20 protein-coding genes are annotated in these 23,365 nt (G+C 59.4%); all 20 read left to right on the forward strand.

Annotation, left to right across the window (positions count from 1 at the left end; genetic code table 11):
* The first annotated feature begins 267 nt into the window (after positions 1–267).
* Positions 268–579, forward strand: coding sequence for a hypothetical protein (locus WCG50_RS09660; protein WP_336899387.1), 312 nt, complete (start codon positions 268–270; stop codon positions 577–579).
* A gap of 26 nt (positions 580–605) precedes the next feature.
* Positions 606–1,787 (forward strand): class I SAM-dependent methyltransferase, encoded by a 1,182-nt coding sequence (locus tag WCG50_RS09665; RefSeq protein WP_336899388.1) that lies wholly within the window; start codon positions 606–608, stop codon positions 1,785–1,787.
* 60 nt (positions 1,788–1,847) lie between these two features.
* Complete coding sequence (locus WCG50_RS09670) at positions 1,848–2,894, forward strand: GTP-binding protein (RefSeq protein WP_336899389.1); 1,047 nt, start codon at positions 1,848–1,850, stop codon at positions 2,892–2,894.
* A 505-nt stretch (positions 2,895–3,399) separates the two neighbouring features.
* Positions 3,400–4,146 carry an RNA polymerase-binding protein DksA gene (gene dksA, locus WCG50_RS09675; protein ID WP_336899405.1) on the forward strand — a complete coding sequence of 249 codons (747 nt, stop codon included), beginning with the start codon at positions 3,400–3,402 and terminating at the stop codon, positions 4,144–4,146.
* 41 nt (positions 4,147–4,187) lie between these two features.
* Positions 4,188–5,957: an STAS domain-containing protein gene (locus WCG50_RS09680; protein WP_336899390.1), complete on the forward strand. Its 1,770-nt coding sequence runs from the start codon at positions 4,188–4,190 to the stop codon at positions 5,955–5,957.
* Between the two features lie 85 nt (positions 5,958–6,042).
* Positions 6,043–6,600, forward strand: a complete 558-nt coding sequence (gene hslV / locus WCG50_RS09685) for an ATP-dependent protease subunit HslV (RefSeq protein ID WP_336899391.1) — start codon at positions 6,043–6,045, stop codon at positions 6,598–6,600.
* Between the two features lie 33 nt (positions 6,601–6,633).
* Positions 6,634–7,965: an ATP-dependent protease ATPase subunit HslU gene (gene hslU / locus WCG50_RS09690; protein ID WP_336899406.1), complete on the forward strand. Its 1,332-nt coding sequence runs from the start codon at positions 6,634–6,636 to the stop codon at positions 7,963–7,965.
* 272 nt (positions 7,966–8,237) lie between these two features.
* Positions 8,238–8,666, forward strand: a complete 429-nt coding sequence (gene mraZ / locus WCG50_RS09695; RefSeq protein WP_336899392.1) for a division/cell wall cluster transcriptional repressor MraZ — start codon at positions 8,238–8,240, stop codon at positions 8,664–8,666.
* Positions 8,667–8,675: 9 nt separating this feature from the next.
* Positions 8,676–9,617, forward strand: coding sequence for a 16S rRNA (cytosine(1402)-N(4))-methyltransferase RsmH (rsmH, locus tag WCG50_RS09700; RefSeq protein ID WP_336899393.1), 942 nt, complete (start codon positions 8,676–8,678; stop codon positions 9,615–9,617).
* Positions 9,614–9,931, forward strand: a complete 318-nt coding sequence (ftsL, locus tag WCG50_RS09705) for a cell division protein FtsL (protein WP_336899394.1) — start codon at positions 9,614–9,616, stop codon at positions 9,929–9,931. Before rsmH ends, ftsL begins: the two co-directional genes overlap by 4 nt.
* Positions 9,928–11,670: a penicillin-binding protein 2 gene (locus tag WCG50_RS09710; RefSeq protein ID WP_336899395.1), complete on the forward strand. Its 1,743-nt coding sequence runs from the start codon at positions 9,928–9,930 to the stop codon at positions 11,668–11,670. The genes ftsL and WCG50_RS09710 overlap by 4 nt, the downstream gene beginning before the upstream one ends.
* Entirely contained in the window at positions 11,670–14,573 is a 2,904-nt protein-coding gene (murF, locus tag WCG50_RS09715; protein WP_336899396.1) for a bifunctional UDP-N-acetylmuramoyl-L-alanyl-D-glutamate--2,6-diaminopimelate ligase MurE/UDP-N-acetylmuramoyl-tripeptide--D-alanyl-D-alanine ligase MurF, read from the forward strand. The genes WCG50_RS09710 and murF overlap by 1 nt, the downstream gene beginning before the upstream one ends.
* Positions 14,574–14,594: 21 nt before the next feature.
* Positions 14,595–15,773, forward strand: a complete 1,179-nt coding sequence (gene mraY / locus WCG50_RS09720) for a phospho-N-acetylmuramoyl-pentapeptide-transferase (RefSeq protein WP_336899397.1) — start codon at positions 14,595–14,597, stop codon at positions 15,771–15,773.
* Positions 15,774–15,776: 3 nt separating this feature from the next.
* The gene (gene murD / locus WCG50_RS09725) at positions 15,777–17,294 is read left to right on the forward strand and encodes a UDP-N-acetylmuramoyl-L-alanine--D-glutamate ligase (protein WP_336899398.1); all 1,518 of its coding nucleotides are present in this window, start codon (positions 15,777–15,779) and stop codon (positions 17,292–17,294) included.
* On the forward strand, positions 17,291–18,547 hold the full coding sequence (ftsW, locus tag WCG50_RS09730) for a putative lipid II flippase FtsW (protein ID WP_336899399.1): 1,257 nt from the start codon (positions 17,291–17,293) through the stop codon (positions 18,545–18,547). Before murD ends, ftsW begins: the two co-directional genes overlap by 4 nt.
* Positions 18,544–19,635, forward strand: coding sequence for an undecaprenyldiphospho-muramoylpentapeptide beta-N-acetylglucosaminyltransferase (murG, locus tag WCG50_RS09735; protein WP_336899400.1), 1,092 nt, complete (start codon positions 18,544–18,546; stop codon positions 19,633–19,635). The genes ftsW and murG overlap by 4 nt, the downstream gene beginning before the upstream one ends.
* A complete protein-coding gene (gene murC, locus WCG50_RS09740) occupies positions 19,632–21,065 on the forward strand; it encodes a UDP-N-acetylmuramate--L-alanine ligase (protein WP_336899401.1) in 1,434 nt (477 codons plus the stop codon). The genes murG and murC overlap by 4 nt, the downstream gene beginning before the upstream one ends.
* The gene (locus WCG50_RS09745) at positions 21,062–22,015 is read left to right on the forward strand and encodes a D-alanine--D-alanine ligase (RefSeq protein ID WP_336899402.1); all 954 of its coding nucleotides are present in this window, start codon (positions 21,062–21,064) and stop codon (positions 22,013–22,015) included. Before murC ends, WCG50_RS09745 begins: the two co-directional genes overlap by 4 nt.
* A complete protein-coding gene (locus WCG50_RS09750) occupies positions 22,012–22,821 on the forward strand; it encodes a cell division protein FtsQ/DivIB (protein WP_336899403.1) in 810 nt (269 codons plus the stop codon). The genes WCG50_RS09745 and WCG50_RS09750 overlap by 4 nt, the downstream gene beginning before the upstream one ends.
* Positions 22,822–22,838: 17 nt before the next feature.
* Positions 22,839–23,365, forward strand: a 527-nt coding sequence (ftsA, locus tag WCG50_RS09755; protein ID WP_336899404.1) for a cell division protein FtsA, incomplete at its 3' end; no start/stop codon positions are given.

The raw sequence follows: 23,365 nt of genomic DNA on the forward strand, positions 1-23,365 counted from the left end.
GCCGGGATGAACATCTACTTTGCCTCGGCCATGTTCGATAAACCTTTACGCTACGTTGCGCGCTCGGTGTTGCCGGCCTTATTGGCTATTTTTCTGGGCACACTGGCGATTTCGTGGTTGCCCCTGCTGGCCACCGGCCTTCCGAATTGGGTGCTGGGGCCATTGCGATAACGCATGGCGTGAGCACGTGCGCATGATTCCGGGGGTTTCCCCCTGATTTTTAGCGGCCAATTCGACGACACTCAAGCCTTAACAGAAAGGTTTTTTATGCGCAGTCAAATCTTGGTTTTTTTGGACAAAGGCGTCGAGTTTCAGTTCAATGTGGAAGATACGCCACCCCTGTCCCATGAGGCTGCCCGGGCCTGGCTTGACACCCAGTTCACCGAACTGGACTGCGAACCCCTGCGTGCCAGTGGCAAAGTGCTGACGGCCGACAAAGTGCTGTGCGTGACGCAAGCGGCGGGTGCAGCCTTGTTTGCTGATGAAAAATGGTCGGCTGCTTATGTGCGGGCCGTGCATGCGGCGCTGGCCAAACCCATGATCCGGGTCGACGTCCCGGCCATGGCTGTCACCTACTGATCACGCGAATGCCCCATATTGGTTTTATGAAAACGATTCAACTCAAAGCGGGCAAAGAGCGCTCGCTGCAGCGCCGCCACCCCTGGATTTTCGAGTCCGCCATCGCCCAAGGCAACGCCGAAACCGGTGAAACCGTGCGAGTGGTGTCCCATGAGGGTGCCTTTTTGGGTTGGGCCGCCTTCAGCCCGGCTTCCAAAATTCGTGCCCGCGTCTGGAGTTTTGAAGAAGCGCAGAAGATAGATGCTCAGTTTTTTATAGCTGCTTGCGAAAGCGCAGTAAGGGCTAGAGGTCGATTTGATATAAATAGTGACAGCATGCGGCTGATTCATGGCGAGTCCGATGGCCTGCCGGGCCTGATCGTCGACCGTTATGGCGACACGCTGGTGGCCCAGTTTTTGTCTGCCGGTGCCGAGCGCTGGAAGCAAGAACTGGCCGATGCCCTGCTGGCTGCCACGGGGTTGACGAAGCTCTATGAGCGGTCCGACGCCAGTGGTCGCGCGCTGGAAGGTTTGCCGGAAGTGACCGGCTGGCTGCGCGGGGACGGCCCGACCGAACTGGTGCTTCACGAACACGACTGGCAGTTGGCCGTCAATATCGCCACCGGGCACAAAACCGGCTTTTACCTTGATCAGCGCGACAGCCGCCACCGGTTTGCCGACTACACCCGCCGCCTGAAATTCAAGCAGGTACTCAACTGCTTCTGCTACACCGGGGGCTTCACGGTGGCCGCGCTGACGGGTGGTGCGTTCCATGTGACCTCGATCGACTCCTCCGGCCCCGCGCTTGAAAAAGCGGCGGCCAATGTCGCCTTGAATGGGTTTGAGGACCATCAGGTGACTTTCATGGACGCTGATGTCAATGCCACCTTGCGCAAGTTTGCCTTGGAGGGCCGAATCTTTGATGCCATCGTGCTCGATCCGCCCAAGTTTGCCCCCACGGTGGCGCATGCCGAGCGGGCTTCGCGGGCCTACAAGGACATCAACCGGCTGGCTTTCAAGATTCTGGCGCCGGGCGGCGTCTTGTTCACCTATTCCTGCTCTGGCGGCATCGCACCTGATCTGTTTCACAAGATCGTGGCCTCGGCCGGCCTGGATGCCGGGGTGGATGGCTATATCGTCGAACGCCTAGGCGGCGCGCCCGACCACCCGATGACGCTCAATTTCCCAGAAGGCGAATACCTCAAGGGACTCGTGATTCAGCGCAAATGACACTCAAGCCGTTGGCCGCTACACTCCCCACCTTCTGACCCCAACCCGAACCAAAAAACGATGAGTCTTATTCCCGCCACCATCCTCACGGGCTTTCTTGGCTCCGGTAAAACCACGCTGCTCAAGCGCGTGCTGCAAGAGGCGCATGGCCAGAAAATTGCCGTCATCGAAAATGAGTTTGGCGAAGAAAACATCGACAGTGACATTCTGGTGTCTGACACCACGGAGCAGATCATCCAGATGAGCAACGGCTGCATTTGCTGCACCATCCGCGAAGATTTGCGCGCCACCTTGCGCGACCTGGCCGAGAAAAAACGCAAAGGTGAGCTGGTTTTTGACCGGGTCGTGATCGAGACCACCGGCCTGGCCGACCCGGGCCCGGTGGCGCAAACCTTCTTCATGGATGAAGAGATCGCTGAAAGCTACCTGCTGGACTCCATCCTGACGCTGGTCGATGCCAAGCACGCCATGACGCAGCTCGATGAGCGCCAGGAAGCGCGTCGCCAGGTGGGGTTTGCCGACCAGATATTTATCAGCAAGGCCGACCTGGTGCCAGCCGAGGAAATCGAGGCCCTCACGCACCGACTGAAACACATGAACCCGAGGGCGCCGATCAAGCCGGTTCATTTTGGCGAAGTGGCCCTGAGCGAGGTGTTTGATCTGCGCGGTTTCAACCTCAATTCCAAGCTGGACATTGATCCGGATTTTCTCAAGGACGATGAGGCGGACCATGCCGGTCACGACCATGCCCCTGGAGAACATTGCGACCATCCTTCTCACGGTCATAGCGGTCATCACCACGCCCATGACGATGATGTGAAGAGTTTTGTCTTCAAGTCAGACCGGGCGTTCGACCCCGCCAAGCTGGAAGACTTTCTGGGCGCGATCGTCAATATTTACGGTCCGCGCATGTTGCGCTACAAAGGGGTGCTGCACATGAAGGGCACTGACCGAAAAGTGATTTTCCAGGGTGTTCATCAGTTGATGGGCAGCGACCTCGGGCCAGCTTGGGCCGCCGGTGAACAGCGCTGCAGCAAGATGGTGTTCATCGGCATTGACTTGCCCAAAGATATATTTTTACAGGGCATGGAGCAGAGCCTTGTGTAATTTGCTCCCCATTCATTAAGACGGAAGCCAAATGTTTGTCTCGATTTTGCAACTGATGGGTTTAGCTGTAGCGAAGCCTGTAAACTCGCCCCCCAAAGAAGCTCTGCAAAATCAGCCCTCAGATGTCAGTATTGAGGGTATAACAACAATCGCTTCGGACACTGCTGCAATGAAGAAGCGCAAGTCCGTCCCTGATGTCCCTGCGAAAAAAAATCCTGCGAGGAGGCAAGAAGTGAAAGCACAACCCGTCAAAGCCAAAGTGGCACCCCAAACCGCCCAAGGGGCCGTCGAGGAGACCGTTGTTGCGGACCCCAAACCGAAACCGGTGGCGAAGGCCAAGCCTTCTGAAAAGAAAACGGCAACGGTCAAGGTGCCTGCGAAAGGCGCTGTGAAGGTTGTGGAAATCAAGCCAACCCCCAAAGTCGAGGCCAAAGTGGCTAAGACTGTTCCGATAAAAGCCGTCAAGCCGACTGCCAAAGATCAAGTAAAGGATTCTGTGAAAACGATGACCGCGAAAGCCAGCAAACCCGAAGCCTCGGTAACCAAACCCAAAGTTACGCATTCTGTGAAGGCCGGCACCATGGCTAATTCAGCTTTGCCCGTCAAGCCGGTGGTCGTGGAGCCAAGTGCTTCGACGCTCTCATCCGTGCCCGCAAGAGCCGGTCGACCCTCCTCGCGTCTGGCGCAACTCACTGTGCCTTCCATGGCTCAGTCGGTCGCTTCGACAGCAGCCAAGGCCAGCTTTACCCAAACCTTTACGGCGCCCATCATTTCGCCTCCGTTGGCTTCGGCCATCAAAAAAGACCCAAAGCTGGTCAATAACTGGAAATTGAAACCAGTGCAAGAGTTGACCGACGCCGAAGTGATCGCGATGCCGGACGATGAGTACATGAACGATACGCAGATGGCTTTTTTCCGTCTGAAGCTCATCAAGCTCAAAGATGAAATTCTTAGCAATGCTGGTGAAACCACCGAGCATCTGCGTGAAGAAACCGTTGTGGTGCCCGATCCGACCGACCGTGCCACCATCGAAGAGGAACACGCCCTCGAATTGCGCACCCGTGACCGCGAGCGCAAGCTTCTGAAGAAAATTGAGCAATCCATCACCCGAATTGACTCTGGTGAATATGGTTACTGCGATGAAACCGGTGAAGCCATTGGCGTCGGGCGCTTGCTCGCCAGGCCAACGGCCAATCTCTCGCTGGAAGCCCAACAACGTCGCGAACTGCGTCAAAAAATGTTCGGAGATTGATCAGTCGCGACTGATTCGTTTCATCCAGCTCTCAACGCGCCATGGCCACCAACGACACGAGCACCGGTTTACTGTCCAAGATGGCCAAGTTCGTCCGTAATCCGACGAAAGACTGGTCTGAGCTGGATAAGCCGGAGCCCGTTCAGGACAGCGGGTACAGCAAGCAGGCACTCAAGGAAATGATTGAGCGCAAGCGGCAAAATGATTTTGTTCGCCGGCGGGAGTTTGACTACCTGCGTAAATTGCGTCGCAATGGCTTGGCGATCAACACCGACATGGCGGGGCGTCCTTCTTTCTTTCAGAACAGCACCACCTCCAATCTGGATGAGCGCGCCACCACGCTGAAGAAAATCGATGAAATCGAAGCCCACATGTCCAAACAGTGGTGGCGAGGCAAGCAGGATGAGGCCGAAGTTCAAGCGGCAGCTTCGCCCGAAGTTGACTTGCAGAACCTGGTGCCTGGTGAGGATGCATCCACCAACTACGCAGCGACTCAACAGTCTGAACTGAATGCCGACTCTGATCTGGGACAACCCACGGATTACGAATCCACCAAAATGGGTATTTCGACGTCTGACAACCTGGAGTCACTAAGTGACTCTCAGCCTGGACAAGGCGTCAACAGCGCCGGTGGTCGTACCCGTGATGCCAGCACCAGCGAATTTTCAACCTCCAAATTGTTTTCTTATGAGTTGGGCGAAAACCTGGCCGACCCCGAACTGGAAGAAGCCGCCATTCGGTTTGCCAATGGGGACGATGCCGGGGCTGAATCAGGTTTGTTGGCTGCACTGCAGGCCGACGACGTGAATCCGGAATTGGCCGATGGTTGGGCTGCCGCCTTGTTTGATCTGTACCGATCCACCGGGCAGCAGGCACGGTTTGATAGTGTGGCAATAGACTATGCCCAACGCTTTGGCCGCTCGGCACCTGCGTGGTTTTCAACCCCAGAGCTGTTGGGGCACAACGCCAATCCCGCGACAGTCGGGCAGGGTGCGGCCCCCGAAACCTCCGGTCAGAGTCTTTGGGAATGCCCCCCCAAGCTGGATTTTCAGGCACTGCAGTCGCTGCTGGCCAGTTCAGTGAATACGAATGTGCCCTTGCATTTGAATTGGCGTCGGCTTAATGCCATCACGACGGATGCCGCCAAAGGCCTGGCGGGACTCTTTTCAGAATGGTGTTTGACACCTGTTAAATTGCATTTTGGTGGCGCCGATGTGCTTGAGTCCATTTTGAAATCCTTGACGCCTTCGGGCGACAAGCAGGTGGCGATGTTTTGGTGGCAACTCCGCCTGGACGCCTTGCGCATCTTGCGTTTGCAGGATGAATTCGAGTTGGCCGCGCTGGATTTTTGTGTGACCTATGAGCTTTCGCCACCGCCCTGGAAAGATGCACGCTGTGACTTGGTCCATGAAAGCACCGATGCAGCAACTCCGCATGAAAATGCGTATAACTTGTTGGACGATGTGGAGCCTGGTGAACCGGTTGACTTTGGACAGGCGTCTACCATGCTCATGTCGATGGACTCGATTCCAACCTCAATCGTGGAGTTGAGTGGCGAGGTGCTGGGCGATGCCGTCGAGGCGATGGACAAGTTGCAAATCGGTTTGACAGGTTCCAATCGTCTGGTTATTTCTTGCGCCCGCTTGATCCGGGTTGACTTCTCTGCGGCCGGCAGCATTCTTAACTGGGTGGCTGTGCGAGAAGCCGATGGCTGTCACGTTCAGTTTCGCGATGTGCCCCGCTTGGTAGCCGTATTTTTCAATGTGATCGGTATCAACGAACACGCCCGAGTCGTTTTGCGTACCAGCTAAGCTGGTAATTCACGCTCAACGACGCTAACCGCCGTCAATCTATCCAGTCTTGTTCTTGCGCTGGATGACCTCAACTACGCTCCCTATGGAACAATATCACGGCACTACCATCATCAGCGTTCGACGCAAAACCCCCGAAGGCATGCAGGTGGCCATTGGCGGCGACGGCCAGGTTACCTTGGGCACGATCGTTGTCAAAGGCACCGCCCGCAAAGTTCGCAAGCTCTACCACGGCAAGGTGCTGGCCGGATTTGCCGGCGCCACCGCAGACGCGTTCACCTTGTTTGAACGCTTTGAAGCCAAGCTCGAAAAGCATCAAGGCCACCTGGTTCGAGCTGCGATCGAGTTGACCAAAGACTGGCGAACAGACCGCGTGCTGCGCCGACTTGAAGCCATGCTGGCTGTTGCTGACATCGAGGCCTCGCTCATCATCACCGGCAACGGCGATGTATTGGAGCCCGAAAACGGCATTGTCACGATCGGCTCTGGTGGCGCCTATGCCCAAGCCGCAGCCATGGGCTTGCTCAACAACACCGAACTGTCAGCCCAGGAAATCGTCAAGAAATCCCTGGAGATCGCTGGTGAGATCTGCATCTACACCAATATGAACCACACTATTGAGACATTGGGGGACAGACCGTAGCTACGCAAAGCGAGCAAGCTCTGTCCTCAACTGATTAAGAACATGACACCTCAAGAAATCGTTTCCGAACTCGACAAGCACATCGTCGGTCAGCAGCAGGCCAAACGCGCTGTGGCTATTGCTCTGCGCAATCGCTGGCGCCGCCAGCAGGTTGAACCCGGCCTGCGCGCCGAAATTACGCCCAAAAACATCTTGATGATCGGACCCACGGGGGTCGGGAAAACCGAGATTGCGCGGCGCCTGGCCCGTTTGGCCGATGCCCCCTTCATCAAGGTCGAGGCCACCAAATTCACTGAGGTCGGTTACGTCGGCAAGGATGTGGACGCCATCATTCGTGACTTGGCAGACATTGCCGTAAAGCAAACACGGGTTGCCGAGATGAAGAAGGTTCGAACCCGCGCTGAAGATGCGGCTGAGGATCGGGTGCTGGATATTTTGATTCCCCCGGCGCGCGGCGATTTTGGCGTGGTGCAGGGCTCGGAGCCAGAGAGCACGGCGCGTCAGACATTCCGCAAGAAACTGCGCGAAGGCCAGCTGGCCGAGCGTGAGATTGAAATCGACGTGGCCCTTGCCTCGCCCCAGTTGGAAATCATGGGCCCGGCTGGGATGGAAGAAATGACCGAGCAGTTGCGCGGCATGTTTGGCCAGATGGGGCAGCAAAAGCGCCAGACCCGCAAGTTGAAAGTTTCAGAGGCGTTGAAGCTGTTGATCGACGAAGAGGCCGCCAAACTCGTCAACGAGGAAGACATCAAGACGCAGGCCTTGTACATGCTCGAGCAAAACGGCATTGTGTTCATCGATGAGATAGACAAAGTGACCTCGCGCTCTGAGGGCAGCGGTGCCGAAGTGTCGCGTCAGGGTGTTCAGCGTGATTTGCTGCCGCTGGTGGAGGGCACCACCGTGTCCACTAAATACGGCATGGTCAAGACCGACCACATATTGTTCATCGCTTCGGGGGCTTTCCACTTGAGCAAACCCAGCGATTTGATTCCGGAGTTACAGGGACGCTTTCCTATAAGGGTGGAGCTGCAATCTTTGTCGGTACAAGACTTTGTGGCGATTCTCACGCAGACGCATGCGTCGCTGGTCAAGCAATACCAGGCCCTGCTGGCCACCGAGAATGTCACGGTCGAGTTTTTGCCAGCAGGGATTGAGCGACTGGCTAATATCGCCTTTGATGTGAACGAGCGCACCGAAAATATCGGCGCACGTCGACTGTCCACAGTGATGGAGCGCCTGCTTGATGAGGTGAGTTTCGATGCGGCCAACCTGGGCGGCCAGACCATTGCGATCGATGCCGCTTATGTCGATGCGCGTTTAGGCGAATTGAGCCGTAACGAAGATCTGTCTCGTTACATCCTTTGATTTCGGGATCCTTGGTAATTGACTATATTGGGGAGGATGTGTCTTCACACATCACTTTCACATAGTGCGCTAAGTGCTTAATTTTGAACGATTTTATCGTTCTCCAGCATTCGAAGTCGGCGCTAAGTCATTGATTTCATTGAAAAAATTGTTGTAAGCATCCTTAAATAGATTCGTTTTGCTGATACAGTGCAAAAAAGTGCAATTAAGTGGTGAAAAGTGTCTTTGCGCTTTCGTTAATTGGCATTGTGATCAAAAAAGGGTGAATAGCTGTGTTTCAAGGGGCCTCGTCATTAAGTCTGGATACCAAGGGACGGCTGTCTGTGCCGACCCGGCATCGTGACGTTCTGAGTGCCAACGCCTCTGGTCAGCTCACCATCACCAAGCATCCGCACGGTTGTTTGATGGTGTTTCCCCGTCCCGAATGGGAAAAATTCCGCGAGCGGATTGCGGCCTTGCCGATGTCTGCCCAGTGGTGGAAACGGATATTCTTGGGCAACGCGATGGATGTGGACATGGATGCCACAGGCCGCGTGCTGGTGTCGCCAGAGTTGCGCGAAGCCGCTGGCATCGCCAAAGACACCTTGTTATTGGGTATGGGCAACCATTTTGAGCTGTGGGACAAGGCGACTTATGACGCCCAGGAGGCGAAGGCGATGCAGGGTGATATGCCCGACGTCTTCAAGGACTTCTCTTTCTGAAGGCAGTCGGTGGATTCTTCTTTGACACACACCACTGTTTTGCTGGACGAAGCCGTTGAGGCTCTTTTCAACAATCCGGATGACGCTCCCGGCGACCTCAGCGCCGGGACCCACACCTATGTGGACGCCACCTTTGGTCGCGGCGGTCACTCCCGCCTGATTCTTTCCAGGCTTGCGCCGCAGGGGCGCTTGATTGCCTTTGACAAGGATTTGGATGCGTTGGCCGAGGCCGCCACCATTGCCGATCCGCGATTTTCAATTCGTCATCAGGGTTTTCGCCATTTGGGGGAATTGCCCCAAGCCAGTGTGGCGGGGGTGCTGCTTGATCTGGGCATCAGCTCGCCACAGATCGACAACCCGGTGCGCGGCTTTAGTTTCAGGTTTGAAGGTCCACTGGACATGCGCATGGATACCACGCGCGGAATCAGTGTGGCGCAGTGGCTGGCAGATGCCGAGGTAGACAAAATAGCGGAGGTCATACGTGATTACGGTGAAGAACGGTTTGCTAGCCCAATTGCAAAGGCGATTGTTGCTCGCCGAGAGGAACGAGGCCCAATTTCAACCACTACCGATCTGGCCCAGCTCGTGGCTGACACGGTCAAGACCCGCGAGAAGGGGCAAAACCCGGCAACGCGCACATTTCAGGCTCTTCGGATTTTTATCAATGCCGAGCTTGAAGAGCTGCAGCAAGCGTTAGAAGCCAGCCTGCAGGTGCTGCAGCCGGGCGGTCGCCTGGTGGTGATCAGTTTTCATTCGCTGGAAGACCGCATCGTCAAGCAGTTCATCGCCAAGCATTCAAAAGATGAGTATGACCGGCGTGCGCCTTTTGCTGCGCCCAAAATCATGCAATTCAAGGCGCTGGACCGCGTCAAGCCGAGCGCCGCCGAGGTCGCAGCCAACCCCCGTTCGCGCAGCGCCATCATGCGCGTGGCGCAGAGGACGGCAGCGTGATGCGTCTGAATCTGGCGCTGTTGCTGGCCGTGCTGGCCAGTGCCTTGTACCTGGTGAGTGTCCAGTACGAGTCGCGTCGCTTGTACACAGAGATTGACAAGGCGCAGTCTGTGGCGCACCGGCTTGAGGCCGACAACGAACGGTTGCAAGTCGAAAAGCGGGCGCAGGCCACGCCCTTGCGGGTGGAGCGTCTGGCCAAAGCCCAGTTGCAGATGCGTACCGTCACGCCCGCCATCACCCATTACGTAACCTACAAATCCGAAGCTCCGGCGACAGTCGGTGCAGTTGAAGTGACCGCAGGGCTGGCGAAATGAGCCGCAGCATCACCTACACCTCCAGCCCGTTGCTGGCGAGCCGGACACCGGTCTGGCGCTCCAAATTCATTGTGGCGGCCATCGCCTTGGGCTTCGTGGGTTTGGCCACGCGCGCGGCCTACATCCAGGTCATCGCCAACGACTTTTTTCAAAAGCAGGGTGCCGTGCGATTCACGCGTACCCTGGAGCTGCCGTCCAACCGTGGACGCATTCTGGATCGCAACGGCTTGATTCTGGCCTCCAGCGTGCCGGCGCCCAGCATCTGGGCCATTCCGGAGGATGTGGATCGCGACCCGGCCAACCTGAAGCAGTTGGCCAAGCTGCTTGAAATGCCTTTGACTGAGCTCAACAAGCGCCTCGAAGACGAGGATAAGAGCTTTGTGTGGATCAAGCGGCAAGTCGACGAGACCGTGGCACAGCAGATCACGGCACTCGGCATCAAAGGCATTTACCAGCGCAAGGAATACAAGCGCCAGTACCCCGAGGGCGAAGCGGCGGCCCATGTGGTGGGTTTTACGAATATCGAAGACAAGGGCCAGGAAGGCGTTGAGCTGGCTTTCAACAAGGATCTGGCCGGTCACAACGGCTCACGCCGCGTGATCAAGAACCGCCTGGGTCAGGTGGTTGAGGATGTTGGCGAGCAGATTGCGCCGGTGGATGGACCGGATTTGCAGCTCAGCATGGACAGCAAGGTGCAGTTTTTTGCCTACCAAAAGCTGCGCGATGCCGTTCTTATCAACAAAGCCCGGGCTGGTAGCGTGGTGGTGCTGGACGTGGTAACGGGGGAAGTGCTGGCGCTGGCCAACTACCCCAGTTACTCGCCGGACAAACGGCAAAACATGAGTGGCGAACAGCTGCGCAACCGGGCGCTGACCGACACCTTCGAGCCCGGCTCGGTGATGAAACCCTTTACCATCGGTTTGGGGCTGGAGACTGGTCGCGTCACGCCGCAAACCCTGATCGACACCGGTGCCGGCAAGCTCACCATCACGGGTTCTACCATTTCTGACTCGCACCCCAATGGCGTGCTGACGGTCGAGGGCGTGATTCAAAAATCCAGCAACATCGGCACCACCAAGATCGCCATGCAAATGCAGCCACGCGAGATGTGGGAGCTGTTTTCCAGTGCCGGTTTTGGGCAGAAGCCGCAAATCAGCTTTCCGGGCGCGGTGTCGGGTCGGCTTCGCCCTTACAAGACTTGGCGGCCGATCGAGCAGGCCACCATGTCTTATGGCTATGGCCTGTCGGCCTCGCTGTTTCAGATGGCCCGCTCCTACACCGTGTTCTCCAATGATGGCCAGATCATTCCGGTCACCATGCTCAAAAACAGCACGCCCGCCGTGGGGGTGACGGTGTTGTCGGCCCGCACCGCCGGTCAGGTGCGCAAGATGCTGCAAATGGCCGCGGGCCCCGGCGGGACCGGTCAGAAAGCGCAGACCATTGGCTACTCGGTCGGCGGTAAATCGGGCACCGCTTACAAGCAGGTCGGCAAGGGCTATGGCTCGGCCGGCAACCGCAAATACCGGGGCTGGTTCGTCGGCATGGCGCCGATTGAAAAACCGCGCATTATTGTGGCGGTGATGATTGACGAGCCCAGCGCCGGGCAGTATTTTGGTGGGGCCGTGGCGGCGCCGGTGTTCAGCGAAGTGGTGCAGCAGACCTTGCGCATGATGGGCGTGCAGCCTGACATGGCGGTCAAGCCCCAGATCATGGCCAAAGCGGAAGAGGAGAGCCTGTGATGCTCGAACTTCTGACGCCCTCGACAGCGGCCGACTGGTTGCACAACCACGTGACCGGTGCCCTGCGCACCGACAGCCGGCAAGTGCAGCCGGGCGATGGTTTCATTGCCTGGCCGGGGGCGGCCACTGACGCCCGTCTGCATGTGGCTTCGGCCTTGGCCAGCGGTGCCGTGGCGTGCCTGGTTGAGCTTGACGGGGCCGAACCGTTCGAATTCAATGATGCGCGTGTGGCCGGTTTTGCACACCTGAAAGCCGGCAGTGGTCCGATTGCAGCCGCTTATTACGGTTTCCCGGTAGCGCAGCTTGACGTATTGGCGGTGACGGGCACCAATGGCAAGACGTCCACCGCCTGGTGGTTGGCACAGGCGCTATCAAATTTAAAGCAGGCTGCGCTTATTCCATGCGGGTTAGTGGGAACTTTGGGTGTGGGCGTGGTGCCCGACCTCGTGACCACGGGCATGACCACGCCCGACCCGGTGCTGTTGCAACAAACTTTCCGGCACTTTGTGGATACCGGCATCACCGCATGTGCGATCGAGGTGTCTTCCATCGGTCTGGAAGAGCATCGGATGGATGGCACGCCTATTCGCACGGCCATCTTCACCAATTTGACGCAAGACCATCTGGACTACCACGGCTCAATGGAAGCCTATTGGCTGTCCAAGGCGCGGCTGTTTCAGTGGCCGGGTCTGCAAGCCGCCGTCATCAATATCGACGATCCCCAAGGCGCCGCGCTGGCGCTGGAAGTGTGCGGCAGCGTGGCCGATCTCTGGACCGTGTCCTGCATTGGTCCGGCCCGTTTGCAGGCGCAAGAGATTGGCTACAACGCGCAGGGTTTGCGCTACACCGTGGTCGAAGGCGACGCGCGCCATGTGCTGCAAACCCAGATGATCGGCACTTACAACGTCTCCAACCTGCTGGGTGTGATCGCGGCCATGCGCTCGATCGGCGTGCCGCTGGCGGCGGCGATCGATGCCTGCAGCCGCTTGACGCCGGTGCCCGGTCGCATGGAATGCCTCGGGGCGCCGGGCCAACCGCTGGTGGCCGTGGACTATGCCCACACACCGGATGCCTTGGGCAAGGCGCTGGAGGCCCTGCGTTCATTGGCCGAGCAACGCGGCGGCAAACTCTGGTGTGTTTTTGGCTGTGGTGGCGACCGTGACACCGTCAAGCGCCCGCTCATGGGGGCCGTGGCCGGGCGCTTCGCCGACGAGGTGGTGGTGACCAGCGACAACCCGCGCAGCGAAAACCCGGATGTCATCATTGCCCAAATCCTGCTGGGGCTCAAAGGTTGCCACAACGTCATGGTAGAACCAGACCGGGCACTGGCGATTGCCCAGACGCTCAGCCGCGCTGCTGCCAACGATGTTCTGCTGATCGCCGGCAAGGGCCACGAGGACTACCAGGAAATCGCAGGCCAGCGTTTCCCGTTTTCTGATCTGATTCAGGTGCGCCAGCACATCGGCGTGAACGACATGATGACACTGGCGCAAACTTTGCCCTGGCTGGGCGAGTCGCGTTTGGTCACGGATGCGACCGAGGGCGGCGCAGTGATTTTCCGGCGCGTGCACACCGACACCCGCACCCTGCAACCGGGCGATCTGTTTGTGGCCTTGCAAGGCGAGCGCTTTGATGCCAATGATTTTCTGGCCGAGGCCCGGGCCAAGGGCGCGGTTGCCGCCATTTGCCAGGGTGATGCCGACGACCGTTTGCGCGCCGCAGGCTTGCCCGGCGTGGTGGTGCCTGATGCCAAGCGGGCGCTGGCTGCCTTGGCAACGGGCTGGCGTGCACAGTTCAGCTTGCCGCTGATCGCCGTCACCGGCAGCAACGGCAAAACCACCGTGACGCAAATGATTGCGGCGATCCTGAAAGCGGACCAACCCCATGCCTTTCTGGCCACGCAGGGCAACCTGAACAACGAGATTGGCGTGCCCCTGACGCTGCTGCGCTTGCGCCGCTCCATGAAATTGGCCGTGGTCGAGTTGGGCATGAACCACCCTGACGAAATCGCCACGCTGTCGGCCATGGCCCAGCCCACGGTGGCGCTGGTCAACAACGCGCAACGCGAGCATCTGGAATTCATGGAAACCGTGGAAGCCGTGGCCCAGGAAAATGGCGCGGTCATTGATGCCTTGCCGGCCAACGGCGTGGCCGTGTTTCCGTCCGACGATCTTTTTACGGGTGTCTGGGCGGCCAAGGCCGGTCAACGCGCCGTGCTGACGTTTGGCGCGGCTGAGGAAGCACAAGCACCGGCGGCTATCCGTTGCACCGAAGCCCTTTGGGTCGGCGACGCTTGGCAAGTCACGGCAGCGACGCCGGCCGGCGAATTGAGCTATGCGCTTCACATAGCCGGTCAGCACAACGTCAAGAACTCCCTGGCGGCAGTCGCTTGCGCACTGGCGGCAGGTGTTCCGCTGGCCTCCATCGCGCAAGGCTTGTCCGACTTTCTGCCGGTCAAAGGCCGCTCCCGCGCGGTCGTGGTCTCCTTAAAGGGCCGCGACATCACGCTGGTGGACGACACCTACAACGCCAACCCCGACTCGGTGCAGGCCGCCATTCACGTGCTGGCTTCATTGCCCGCGCCGCGCCTGCTGGTGCTGGGCGACATGGGCGAAGTCGGCGACCAGGGTCCGCAGTTTCATGCCGAGGCCGGTGCGCTGGCCCACACGCTGGGCATCGAGGTGCTGTTCACGCTGGGCGAACTGGCGGTGACGGCCAGTCAGCACTTCGGCGCCGGCCAACATTTTGCCGACATGGCCGCCCTTCAATCGGCGGTTTTGGCGCATTTGCCCGAGGTCGGCAGTGTGCTGGTCAAGGGTTCACGCTTCATGAAGATGGAGCGGGTGGTGGACGCCATCACCGTTCACGCACAACAAGACAAGGATAAAAACCATGCCGCTTAATTTTCGTTGCGGGAGTGCTCTATGCTTTTGAGCCTGGCCCAGTGGCTGCAGACGCAGGCGCCTGAATTCGGATTTTTCCGGGTTTTCCAGTACCTGACGTTTCGGGCGGTGATGGCCGCCATGACGGCCTTGCTGATGGGTCTGATCGCCGGGCCGTTTGTGATTCGTCGCCTGGCGGCGCTCAAGATCGGCCAGCCGATTCGCGGCTACGGCATGGAATCTCACCTCAGCAAGAGCGGTACCCCCACCATGGGCGGCGTCCTGATCTTGCTGTGCATCACGGTGTCCACGCTGTTGTGGGCCGACCTGAGCAACCGTTTTGTCTGGATCGTGCTGCTGGTGATGCTGGGCTTTGGCGCGATTGGCTGGGTCGACGACTGGCGCAAGGTGGTCAACAAAGACCCCGAAGGTATGCGCTCACGTGAGAAGTACCTGTGGCAATCCGTGATTGGCCTGGTGGCGGCGCTTTACCTTGTGTTCAGCATTTCCGAAAGCTCCAATTTGCGCGTGCTGGAGCTGTTTTTTAAATGGGTGCAGTCAGGTTTTGATTTGAACTTGCCGCCCAAGGCCGGTTTGATGCTGCCTTTCTTCAAGGAAGTCAGCTACCCGCTGGGCGTGTTGGGGTTTGTGATCCTGACCTACCTGGTGATCGTGGGTTCGAGCAATGCGGTGAACCTCACCGATGGTCTGGATGGTCTGGCCATCATGCCGGTGGTGATGGTGGGCGCTTGCCTGGGGATCTTCGCCTATGTCACCGGCAGTTCGGTGTTTTCCAAATACCTGTTTTTCCCGCACATTGCCGGCGCCGGCGAGTTGCTGATTTTTACCTCGGCCATGGCCGGGGCCGGGCTGGCATTTTTGTGGTTCAACACCCATCCGGCGCAAGTATTCATGGGCGATGTGGGCGCGCTGGCGCTGGGCGCTGCGTTGGGCACCGTGGCCGTGATCGTGCGCCAGGAAATTGTGCTGTCGATCATGGGTGGCATCTTTGTGGTGGAAGCGCTTTCGGTCATGCTGCAAGTGACCTGGTTCAAGTACACCAAGAAGAAGTTTGGCCAAGGTCGGCGCATCCTGAAGATGGCCCCGTTGCACCACCATTTCGAGAAAAGCGGCTGGAAAGAAACCCAGGTCGTGGTGCGCTTCTGGATCATCACCATGCTGCTGTGCCTCTTGGGCCTTTCCACCTTGAAACTCAGGTAAGCCATGCCAACGCTGCAAGACCAACACGTTCTCATTCTGGGCCTCGGTGCATCCGGCCTGGCGATGGCGCGTTGGTGTGCGCGCCAGGGCGCACAGGTCACGGTGGCCGACACCCGCGCCGCGCCGCCGCAATTGGCCGCGTTGCAGCGCGATGTGCCCGCCGCCCGTTTTGTCAGCGGCCCGTTTGCAGCGTCGCTGGTGGACGGCACCGACGTTCGCGCGGTTTTCAAAAGCCCTGGCTTGGCCCCGGCTGATATTGCTATGGTTACCGTAGCTGCCAGCGCAGTAGGTATCTGGGTTGCAGGCGAATTAGGCTTGTTTTCCCAAGCGCTGGCTGAGCTTAAGCTGGAAAAAGAATACGCGCCGAAGGTGCTGGCCGTGACCGGCACCAACGGCAAAACCACCGTCACCTCGCTCACCGGGCAGTTGGTCAGCCGTGCTGGCAAAACCGTGGCAGTCGCTGGCAACATTGGCCCAACGCTGCTCGATACCTTGATGGCGCATCTGGATGCCGACACCTTGCCCGATGTCTGGGTCATCGAGTTGTCGAGCTTTCAGCTGGACGAAGAAAAAACTTTTGAGCCCACCGCGGCCACCGTGCTCAACATCACGCAAGACCACCTGGACTGGCATGGTTCGATGCCCGCGTATGTGGCCGCCAAGGCCAACATCTTTGGCCAACACGGACTGATGGTGCTCAACCGTGACGACCCGGCTGTGATGGCAATGCTGCCAGCGCCCGTCAAGGTCAGGTTGCAGCGCCCTCAAATTCGTGGGCACGTCACGTTTGGCGGCGACATGCCCCAGCGTCCCGGTGACTTTGGCATTGAGCAGGTCAACGGCATGGTCTGGCTGGTGCGCGCTCTGGAAGCCGACGAGACCCGTCGCAAGCGCAACGAAGCGGCCGAAGAAATTCACATCCAGCGCCTGATGCCGGCCGACGCCTTGCGCATTCGCGGTCGCCACAACGCCATCAATGCGCTGGCCGCACTCGCCCTGGCGGGCGCCGCGGACTGTGCGCTGGGACCGATTCTCTTTGGTCTGCGCGAGTACCGGGGCGAGCCGCACCGGGTCGAGTCGATTGGTATCTTCAACGAAGTCGAATTTTTTGACGACAGCAAAGGCACCAACGTCGGTGCCACCGTGGCCGCCTTGAATGGCCTGGGCGTGGACCGCAAAGTCATTGTGATTTTGGGCGGTGAAGGCAAAGGCCAGAACTTCGCGCCGCTGGCCGAGCCGGTCAGCCGCTATGCCCGCGCCGTGGTGCTGATCGGGCGTGATGCGCCCTTGATCCGGGCCGCACTGGAAGCCACGGGCGTGCCCTTGGTGGAGGCCGAAAGCATGGCGCAAGCGGTGCAGTTGGCCAACAGCAAAGCCCGTGCCGGCGATGTGGTGCTGATGTCGCCCGCCTGTGCCAGTTTTGATATGTTTGACAACTACGAGCACCGCGCTCGTGTGTTTTGCGAAGCGGTGAACGACATCGCCAGCGCCGCCGGTGCCGAGATGGGAGGCACGCTGTGAGCGTCTTGGCCCAAAAGCTCAGCGGCTGGTTCAGTGGCTTTTCCAAGCCGGCGGGTGATGTGCTGCCGGTCCGTTTGGGGGCCATGCGGCGTTCGGCCACGGGCAGCGCGCCGACCCGTGTACTGGGTTTCGATCAGACGCTGGTCTGGGTCACCGTGGCTTTGCTGGCCTGGGGTCTGGTGATGGTTTACTCGGCCTCGATCGCGATGCCGGAAAACCCCCGCTTTGCCAATTACACGCACACCTATTTCCTGACGCGCCATGCCATCTGGCTGGTCATTTCATTCGTCGCTGCGCTGCTGGCCTTTCAGGTGCCGATTGCCACCTGGGAGAAAGCCGCTCCGTGGCTGTTCGTCATCTCGCTGGTCTTGCTGGCGGCGGTTTTGATGCCGGTGATTGGTAAAAAAGTTTATGGCGCACGTCGCTGGATTAGCCTCGGACCGCTGAGTTTTCAGCCGTCCGAGCTGGTCAAGTTCACCATCGTGCTGTATGCCGCCGATTACATGGTGCGCAAGATGGACGTCAAAGAACGCTTCTTTCGCGCGGTGCTTCCGATGGGCGCAGCGGTGGCGGTGGTCGGGGTGCTGCTGCTCGCCGAGCCCGATATGGGCGCTTTCATGGTGATCGCCATCATTGCCATGGGTATTTTGTTTTTGGGCGGCGTCAATGCCCGTATGTTTTTCCTGATTGTGGCGGTCTTGCTGGTCGCGTTCAGCGTGATGATTGCCACCAGCGAGTTTCGGCGTGAGCGCATTTTTGCCTACCTCGACCCGTGGAGCGAAAAGAACGCGCTGGCCAAGGGCTACCAGCTCACGCATTCGCTGATCGCCATCGGGCGCGGTGAGATTTTTGGCGTTGGGCTGGGCGGCAGTGTCGAAAAACTGCACTGGCTGCCCGAAGCCCACACCGACTTTTTGCTGGCCGTGATTGGCGAAGAGTTCGGCTTGGTCGGCGTGATTGTGGTCATTGGCCTGTTTCTGTGGCTGACGCGTCGCTTGATGCACATTGGCCGCCAAGCGATTGCGCTGGACCGGGTGTTTGCCGGACTGGTGTCGCAAGGCGTGGGCATATGGATGGGGTTTCAGGCCTTCATCAACATGGGCGTGAACCTGGGCGCCTTGCCGACCAAGGGGCTGACCTTGCCCTTGATGAGCTACGGCGGCTCCGCCATCATCATCAACCTGGTGGCGCTGGCCGTGGTGCTGCGCATCGACTTCGAGAACCGCCAATTGATGCACGGAGGCCGGGTATGAGGACGCCGGGTAATGCTCGTTGCGCACTCGTGATGGCCGGTGGTACGGGCGGTCATATATTTCCCGGTCTGGCCGTGGCGCAGGCTTTGCGTGAACGCGGCTGGCGCGTGCACTGGCTCGGCGGTGTTGGCTCCTCGGAGCAGCCCAGCATGGAAAGCAAACTGGTGCCGCCACAAGGCTTTGCGTTTGAGTCGATTACGTTTTCGGGTGTACGGGGCAAAGGCATCGCCACCCTCATCAAGCTGCCGTTTAACCTGCTGCGGGCTTGCTGGCAAAGCATTCAAGTACTGCGCCGGGTGCGCCCCGACGTGGTGGTGGGCCTGGGGGGTTACATCTCTTTGCCGGCTGGTCTGATGACGGTGCTGATGGGCAAACCGCTGGTGCTGCATGAACAAAATTCTGTGGCGGGCATGGCCAACAAGGTGCTGGCGCTGGTGGCCCGTCGCGTTTTCACGGCGTTCCCCAAGGTGATGAACAAAGGTGAATGGGTCGGTAACCCCTTGCGCCCGCCTTTCATTGGTGGGCCTGACCCCAAAACCCGTTTTGTCGGGCGCAGTGGGCCGTTGAAGTTGCTGGTGCTTGGAGGCAGTCTGGGTGCCAAAGCCCTGAACGAGATCGTGCCCAAAGCGCTGGCGCTGATTCCGGCTGATAAGCGCCCGGTGGTGGTGCATCAAAGTGGCGCAGCCCAGATTGACGCCCTGCGCGCCAACTACGCGGTGGCCGGTGTGCAGGCCGTTATGACCCCGTTCATCGTGGACACGGCGCAAGCCATGGGCGATGCCGATCTGGTGATCTGCCGCGCTGGCGCCAGCACCGTGACCGAGATGGCCGCGGTCGGCGCGGCCGCCTTGTTTGTGCCATTCCCGTTTGCGGTGGACGACCACCAGACGCACAATGCCCGCTTTCTGGTCGACCAGGGAGCCGGTTGGCTCAAGCCCCAAGCCGAACTCAGCCCCGAATGGCTGGCAGAAATGTTGCAAAAAACAGAGCGCTCTGTGCTTATGGCACATGGGCTGCAGGCTAAAACACTACAAAAAATCGATGCAGCTGTGAAGATCGCAGCCGCATGCGAGGAGTTGGTTCCATGAAACACGCGATTCGTCATATTCACTTTGTCGGCATCGGCGGCGTCGGCATGTCCGGCATCGCCGAAGTGCTGTTCAACCTCGGCTACGTCATTTCGGGCTCCGATCTGGCGGAGAGCCCAACCTTGAAACGCCTGGCCAGCCTGGGCATCACCACCTACGTCGGCCACACGGCCGACAACGTGGCGGGCGCCGATGCGGTGGTCACGTCCACCGCCGTGCAGTCCAGCAACCCAGAAGTAATCACGGCCCGCGAGAAGCACATCCCTGTGGTACCCCGGGCGCTGATGCTGGCCGAACTGATGCGCCTGAAAAATGGCATCGCCATTGCCGGCACCCACGGCAAGACCACCACCACCAGCCTGGTCGCCAGCGTGCTGGCCGAGGCCGGGCTGGACCCAACCTTCGTGATTGGGGGCCGCCTGAACAGCGCCGGTGCCAATGCCCGGCTCGGTCAGGGCGACTACATCGTGGTTGAAGCCGACGAGTCGGATGCTTCGTTTTTGAATCTGCTGCCGGTGATGGCGGTGGTGACCAACATCGACGCCGACCACATGGAAACCTATGGCCACGACTTTGGCCGTCTCAAGCAGGCGTTTGTGGATTTCCTGCACAAAATGCCGTTTTACGGCACTGCCATTTTGTGCACCGACGACCCGGCGGTGCGCAGCATCGTGACGCAAGTAAATTGCCCGATCACCAGCTACGGTTTCGAAGAAGGCGCCCAAGTGCGCGCCGTGAATGTGCGCGCGCTGGACGGCCAGATGCACTTCACGGTGCAGCGCCGCAATGGCGTGGTGTTGCCCGATCTGGACGTGGTGCTGAACTTGCCGGGCAACCACAACGTGCTGAATGCCTTGTCGGCGATTGCGGTGGCGGTGGAACTCAACATTGCTGACGCGGCCGTGCAAAAAGCGCTAGCCGAGTTCAAGGGCGTGGGTCGTCGTTTTCAGCGCTATGGCGAACAACCCGCGCGCGATGGCGGTGTCTTCACGCTGGTGGACGATTACGGCCACCACCCGGTCGAGATGGCGGCCACCTTGTCGGCAGCACGCGGCGCCTTCCCCGGGCGGCGTTTGGTATTGGCGTTTCAGCCGCATCGTTTTTCACGCACTCGCGACTGTTTTGAAGATTTCGTCAAGGTCATTGCGCAAGCCGACGCGGTCTTGCTGGCCGAGGTCTATGCCGCCGGTGAAGCGCCGATTGTGGCCGCCGACGGCCGCAGTCTGGCCCGCGCCTTGCGGGTGGCCGGGCGCATCGAGCCGGTGTTTGTGGACCAGATCGCAGACATGCCTCAGGCCATCATTGACAACGCCCGGGCGGGGGATGTGGTGCTGTGCATGGGTGCCGGGTCGATTGGCACGGTGGCTGGCAAGGTCACTGAAATGCTATTAAATACAGAGCTGCTTACGCAGGAAGGACGGGGGCTGTGAGTCAATTGACTATAAATTTAGGCAAAGTGGCAGTGTTGCTGGGCGGCGCCTCGGCGGAACGCGAAGTGTCCCTGATGTCGGGGCAGGGCGTGCTGGAGGCCTTGCGCTCGCAAGGCGTTGATGCGCATCCGTTTGATCCCTCCGAGCGCGATTTGGCCGACCTGAAACGTGAAGGTTTCGCGCGCTGCTTTATCGCTTTGCACGGCCGTTTTGGTGAAGACGGCACGGTGCAGGGCGCGTTGGAATTGCTGGGCATTCCGTACACCGGCTCCGGTGTCATGGCCTCCAGCATCGCCATTGACAAGGTCATGACCAAACGCATCTGGCGCGCTGAAGGCTTGCCCACCCCTGAGTGGCAGCAGGTGGACAGCGCCAGCGCCACCGAGCAGGCTTTTGCCGCCTTGGGCAGCCCGATGATCGTCAAGCCCGACCGCGAAGGCTCCACCATCGGCTTGACCAAAGTGACGTCGCTCGACCAATGTGCCGCGGCCTACGCCCTGGCGGCGCGGCATGACGCCATGGTGCTGTGTGAGCAGTTCATCAGTGGCGACGAGGTCACCATCCCCGTGCTGGGTTCCGGGGCACAAGCGCAAGTCCTGCCGGTGATTCGCATCGTGGCGCCCGAGGGCAACTACGACTACAACAACAAATACTTCACCAACACCACCCAGTACCTGGTGCCTTGCGGTTTGCCCGAAGGCGAAGAAGCGGCGATTCAGGCGCTGGTGCTCAAGGCCTACCGCGTGCTGGGTTGCCGGGGTTGGGCCCGCGCCGATGTGATGATCGATGCCGGCACGCGCAAGCCCTACCTGCTGGAAATCAACACCTCGCCCGGCATGACCAGTCACTCGCTGGTGCCGATGTCGGCCAAGGCGGCCGGCATCAGCTACCCGGCGCTGTGCGTTGAAGTGTTGCGCCACGCCACGCTTGACTACCCGGTGACGCCATGAAAAACGCCGTGCCCATGCCTTTGGACGTGAAACTTATGAACACGGTGGCTTCCATCCTGTTCGTGGTGTTGGCGTTGGGCGTGTTGGGCGCGGGCGCGATGTGGGTGTCGCGGCACCCGGTGTTCTCGATTGGCGGCATTGCAGTCACAGGGGAGGTCACGCACAACAGCGCGGTCACACTGCGGGCCAATGTGTCGCCTCGCCTCACAGGCACTTTTTTTACACTCGATCTCAGCACCGCGCGACAGGCTTTCGAGGCCGTGCCCTGGGTTCGCAAAGCGATCGTGCACCGCGAGTTTCCGAATCGCCTGAAAGTGCAGTTGCAGGAGCACAAAGCGGCGGCTTACTGGGGCCCCGAGGGCGAGTCCCGCATGGTCAATAGTTTTGGCGAAGTGTTTGAAGCCAATGTCGGCGAGGTCGATCAGGAGAGCCTGCCGCGCCTGACCGGCCCTGATGGCCAGGCCGCCCAAGTGCTGGCGATGTACCAGGCGCTGGCGCCCTTGTTTGATGACATGGTGCTGACCCTGGAACAAGTCGAGTTGACGGGACATGGTGGCTGGAAAGCGCGGCTGGAAGAGGGCGCGGTCATTGAACTCGGTAGCGGCACGGTAGCTGACATAGGGGCGCGGACCCAGCGCTTTTTGAAGACCCTGACCCAAGTCACGTCGAACTACAAGCGCCAACCCGACGCGCTGGAGACGGCCGATTTACGGCATGAAGCGGGCTACGCCATCCGGCTGCGGGGCGTGACCACGCTCGCTGCGGATGATCCCAAAGTTAACGGCAAAACGACAACTACGCATTAGAGACAACAGGTACAACTATGGCAAAAGAATACAAAGATCTGGTCGTCGGCCTGGACATTGGCACCTCCAAGGTGATGGTGGTGGTGGCTGAGGTCATGCCCAACGGCGAGCTCAAGCTGGCTGGCTTGGGTGTAGCGCCGAGCAATGGCCTCAAGCGCGGCGTTGTGGTCAATATTGACGCCACCGTGCAAAGCATTCAGCAGGCCCTGCGCGAGGCCGAACTGATGGCCGACTGCAAGATCACCCGGGTCTACACCGGCATCACCGGTAGCCATATCCGGGGCATCAATTCGAGCGGCATGGTGGCCATCAAGGACCGCGAGGTGAGCGCGGCCGATGTGGCGCGCGTGGTGGAAACCGCCAAGGCCATCAACATCTCGACCGACCAGCGCCTGTTGCTGGTGGAACCGCAAGAGTTCATCATTGACGGCCAGGATGTGAAAGAGCCGATCGGCATGAGCGGCATTCGTTTGGAGGCCAAAGTGCACATCGTGACCGGCGCCCAAAGCGCGGCCGAGAACATCATCAAATGCGTGCGCCGCTG

The organism is Rhodoferax sp., from assembly GCF_037143375.1.
Taxonomy (GTDB): Bacteria; Pseudomonadota; Gammaproteobacteria; order Burkholderiales; family Burkholderiaceae_C; genus Rhodoferax.

Excerpts from the sequence above, each read along its gene's own strand:
- WCG50_RS09660 (WP_336899387.1), top strand. The coding sequence starts at position 268 with ATGCGCAGTCAAATCTTGGTTTTTTTGGACAAAGGCGTCGAGTTTCAG.
- WCG50_RS09665 (WP_336899388.1), top strand. The coding sequence starts at position 606 with ATGAAAACGATTCAACTCAAAGCGGGCAAAGAGCGCTCGCTGCAGCGC.
- WCG50_RS09670 (WP_336899389.1), top strand. The coding sequence starts at position 1,848 with ATGAGTCTTATTCCCGCCACCATCCTCACGGGCTTTCTTGGCTCCGGT.
- dksA (WP_336899405.1), top strand. The coding sequence starts at position 3,400 with ATGACCGCGAAAGCCAGCAAACCCGAAGCCTCGGTAACCAAACCCAAA.
- WCG50_RS09680 (WP_336899390.1), top strand. The coding sequence starts at position 4,188 with ATGGCCACCAACGACACGAGCACCGGTTTACTGTCCAAGATGGCCAAG.
- hslV (WP_336899391.1), top strand. The coding sequence starts at position 6,043 with ATGGAACAATATCACGGCACTACCATCATCAGCGTTCGACGCAAAACC.
- WCG50_RS09710 (WP_336899395.1), top strand. The coding sequence starts at position 9,928 with ATGAGCCGCAGCATCACCTACACCTCCAGCCCGTTGCTGGCGAGCCGG.
- murF (WP_336899396.1), top strand. The coding sequence starts at position 11,670 with ATGCTCGAACTTCTGACGCCCTCGACAGCGGCCGACTGGTTGCACAAC.
- mraY (WP_336899397.1), top strand. The coding sequence starts at position 14,595 with ATGCTTTTGAGCCTGGCCCAGTGGCTGCAGACGCAGGCGCCTGAATTC.
- murD (WP_336899398.1), top strand. The coding sequence starts at position 15,777 with ATGCCAACGCTGCAAGACCAACACGTTCTCATTCTGGGCCTCGGTGCA.
- murG (WP_336899400.1), top strand. The coding sequence starts at position 18,544 with ATGAGGACGCCGGGTAATGCTCGTTGCGCACTCGTGATGGCCGGTGGT.
- murC (WP_336899401.1), top strand. The coding sequence starts at position 19,632 with ATGAAACACGCGATTCGTCATATTCACTTTGTCGGCATCGGCGGCGTC.
- WCG50_RS09750 (WP_336899403.1), top strand. The coding sequence starts at position 22,012 with ATGAAAAACGCCGTGCCCATGCCTTTGGACGTGAAACTTATGAACACG.